Source organism: Acinetobacter sp. CIP 102637 (genome assembly GCF_000368425.1).
GTDB lineage: Bacteria > Pseudomonadota > Gammaproteobacteria > Pseudomonadales > Moraxellaceae > Acinetobacter > Acinetobacter parvus.
Map to the genome: position 1 here is coordinate 344,461 of NZ_KB849435.1, position 3,707 is coordinate 348,167.

1 protein-coding gene is annotated in these 3,707 nt (G+C 43.9%); it reads left to right on the forward strand.

Translation table 11 applies throughout. The annotated features are described in order from the left end of the window. On the forward strand, nt 1-3,707 hold a 3,707-nt coding region (locus F967_RS04765; RefSeq protein ID WP_004798512.1), incomplete at both ends, for a beta strand repeat-containing protein.

A 3,707-nucleotide genomic window follows, 5' to 3' on the forward strand; every position in this document is an offset into this window, starting at 1 on the left:
GCTTTAGGTAACGACTCTGAAACTGACCGAGACAACAGTATTTCGGTTGGTAAAGCAGGTGCAGAAAAACAAATTACCAATGTTAAGGCAGGTACAGCCGATACTGATGCAATCAATAAAAAACAACTAGACAGCGAAGTTTTAACCTTAAATACAAGGATTGATAATTTACCTACAGGCGGAAGTACGCCAATCGCCAGCGACAATTATGCTCATACTTCAACCGCCACGGCTTTAGGTTCAGCGAGAGGTACTGCACATATCAGTACTAACAATGGTACAACCTTGACCAGTGTGGCAGGGATCACCGTAACTTCAACCAGTCTGAATATGGATGATATTGATTCATTTACAGTGGGTGGGGTAACGACCACCAAAGCAGACCAACCAGCTAAAGTAGCAGCGTTTATCAATGCAGCCAAGAAAGGCGGAAATATTACGGTTGGGATAAATAGTAGTGCAATGGGAATGGCAAATATTGCATCGGGTTTTAATAGCAGTGCAGTGGGTTCTAATAATACTGTATCGGGTGCTGTTAGCAGTGCAGTGGGTTATGGTAATGCTGCATCAGGTTTTTTTAGTAATGCTATCGGCGTACAAAATTCAGCCAGTAAAACATTTAGCAATGCCATAGGTTCGCATAACCAAGCCACAGGTACGCTTTCAAATGCTATCGGTTCAGGGATAAACAACGCTTTGATTGTCCCAGGTGTAGGCGGTGTCATTACCTCAATTGATGGCATTCCGATTACCACCACAGCAACATCGGTTGCAGCTTTAAATACGGGCAATATTACAGCCATTGATGGCAATACCAATCCAACTTCTGACGAAAAGCAGGCATTTATTGATGCGGTACAAAAAGGTCAAAATATAGCTTCAGGTGTGGCTGCCAGCGCAGTCGGTGTAAGTAATAATGCCAGTGGTGCAGGCAGTAATGCGGTAGGTTTGGGCAATACCGCATCGGGTAGTTCTAGTACTGCGCTAGGTAATAGCAATAGTGCATCAGGTTTCAACAATAGTGCGGTTGGCTTTAACAACACGGCATCGAATGGAGACCTCAATAATGCTTTTGGTGCCTATAATAAAAACAATGGCGCTGCGAAAAATACCGCGGTTGGTATTGGCAACATAATTAATTCTTCAGCCTGGGGCACTAATGCGTTAGGTTATAGCAATAACGTAAGTAATCTGTATGGTTCAGCCATCGGCACAAAAAATACCGTCACTGTGGTTGGAGGTAATGCCATAGGTCTAAATAATATAGTAACAGGCGGATATGCCAACGCCATAGGTACCGGTAATACCGTGATTGGGCAAAATGGTGCTGCGGTCGGCTCCGGTTTGGCCGACTATGCAGGTAATTTAGGTCCACAGGTTGTTTTAACGCCCTTCAGCTACACACCAACGTTTAGCAGTGTGGGTGGCGTCACCACTTTGGATGGTGTGGTGATAAAAACCAGCGCAGCAGATTGGGCGGCATTATCTGCCAATCCAAGCTTGTTGACCGAAGTCAATGGACAGAGCGTCACAGCAGCACAGGCAACCGATATTATCAATAACTTCAAACAGGGCGGTAACCTGGCGTTGTCTAACCGAAGCAGCGTATTCGGCATTAACAGTAAAGCCGTTGCCGCAGGGGCTACCGCTATTGGTTTAAATTCAGTGGCTGATGAAGCCAATACAATTTCGGTTGGTCGTGCAGGCGCAGAAAAACGGATTACCAATGTTGCAACCCCAACCAAAGCGACGGATGCAGCCAATAAAGGTTATGTAGATACTAAATTTGCGAGTGTAACAGGTGGCACAGTCGCCACCGACAACTATGCTCACTATGCTGGTGATACCGCTTTAGGTTCAGCATCAGGTACAGCACATACAACTACGAGAGCAGCAGTAACAAATAAAATTACCGCAGTGGGCGGCATTACGGTCACGACTACAGGTACAGGTAGCAGTCTGGATGATATTGACTCCTTTACAGCTGCCAATGGTGTCACAATAACCAAAGCAGCCGACCCAGACAAAGTTGCAGCGTTTATCAATGCAGCCAAAAAAGGCGGAAATATAGCGGTTGGTTCTTATAGTAGTGCAGTAGGTACAGCAAATATTGCATCGGGTAGTGATAGCAGTGCGGTGGGTTATAGTAATACTGTAGTATCGAATTTTGGTAATGGAAATAATGCCTTTGGTTCTTATAATAAAAACCATGGTGTATTTTTCAGTACTGCAATGGGCGTTGGCAATATTGTTAGTGATGGGACTTGGGGAACAAATGCCATAGGTTATAGTAATTCAGTGGGAAACTTTGCTGGTTCAGCACTGGGTACGGCAAATACTGTAAAAACCACAGGGTCAAATGCGGTAGGGTTTAATAATTTGGTTTCAGGAGGTTACTATGCCAATGCACTTGGAACAGGTAATACTGCTATGGGACAAAATACCGCAGCAGTAGGTTCAGGATTGGCAAGATATAGCGGTTCCTATAGCCCAGATCGACTTAATTTAACGCCAAGCTATACACCAACCATGACCACTGTAGGCGGTGTAACAACCTTGGACGGTGTTGTGATTGAAACCACAGCAGCAGATTGGTTAAGTTTACAAGTCAATCCATCATTATTGACCAAAGTGAATGGTCAAGCCGTAACTGCTGCACAGGCGACTGATATTGTGAAGAGCTTTGGACAGGGCGGAAACCTTGCATTGGCTGACCATAGTAGCGTGTTCGGGATTAACAGTAAAGCGGTGGCAACAGGAGCAACCGCCATTGGTCTAAACTCAGTGGCTGATGAAGCCAATACAATTTCGGTTGGTCGTGCAGGTGCAACAAAACGGATTACCAATGTGGCAACACCAGTAAATGCGACTGATGCCACCAATAAAGCTTATGTGGATACTGCATTAAGTAATTTTACAGCTAATGCCGATACAGTTCTATACGACACCGCCTCGAACCAAGCGACATTAACGCTGGCAGGTGCAAGCGGTACAAAAATCACCAATTTACAAAATGCGACTTTATCCGATACTTCAACTGATGCGGTAACAGGTCAACAACTTAAAGCCACTAATGATGTTGTTGCAGGCAAAGCATCACAAACTGATTTAACCACAGGCTTGGCTGCCAAAGCGGATAAAACCGCATTTGATAGTTTAAATAATAAAGTAACTGATGCAGCAACAGGTTTGGATAGCAAAGCATCGACAACAGCATTAACCACAGGCTTATCTAGTACATTGGCAGATGCGAAAGGTTATACAGACCAAACAGCGACAACGACTTTAGCGAGTGCGAAAGGTTACACTGATCAAACAGCGACTACGACCTTAACCAATGCAAAAACTTATGCAGACCAACAAGCTACAACTTTGGACGGTAAAATTACAACCAATACAACTGCTATTAGCACTTTAGATGGACGAGTAACAACTGAGGTTGGTAATCTAAATACAGCAATTACAACTAGCGCCAATACGATTAATACCCGTATTGATGGTGTAGATACCCGAATTGGAAATGAAGTTACGACTTTAAATACCAAGATTGGTACAGAAGTTGGAACACTGAATAATCGTATTACCAATGAAGTTGGAACTTTAAATACAACCATTTCAGGAATTGATGGACGAGTCACGACTAACACAAATGACATTGCACTGTTAAAAACCAATACAGGGAATCTTGCAGCAAATGCAGTGATCTA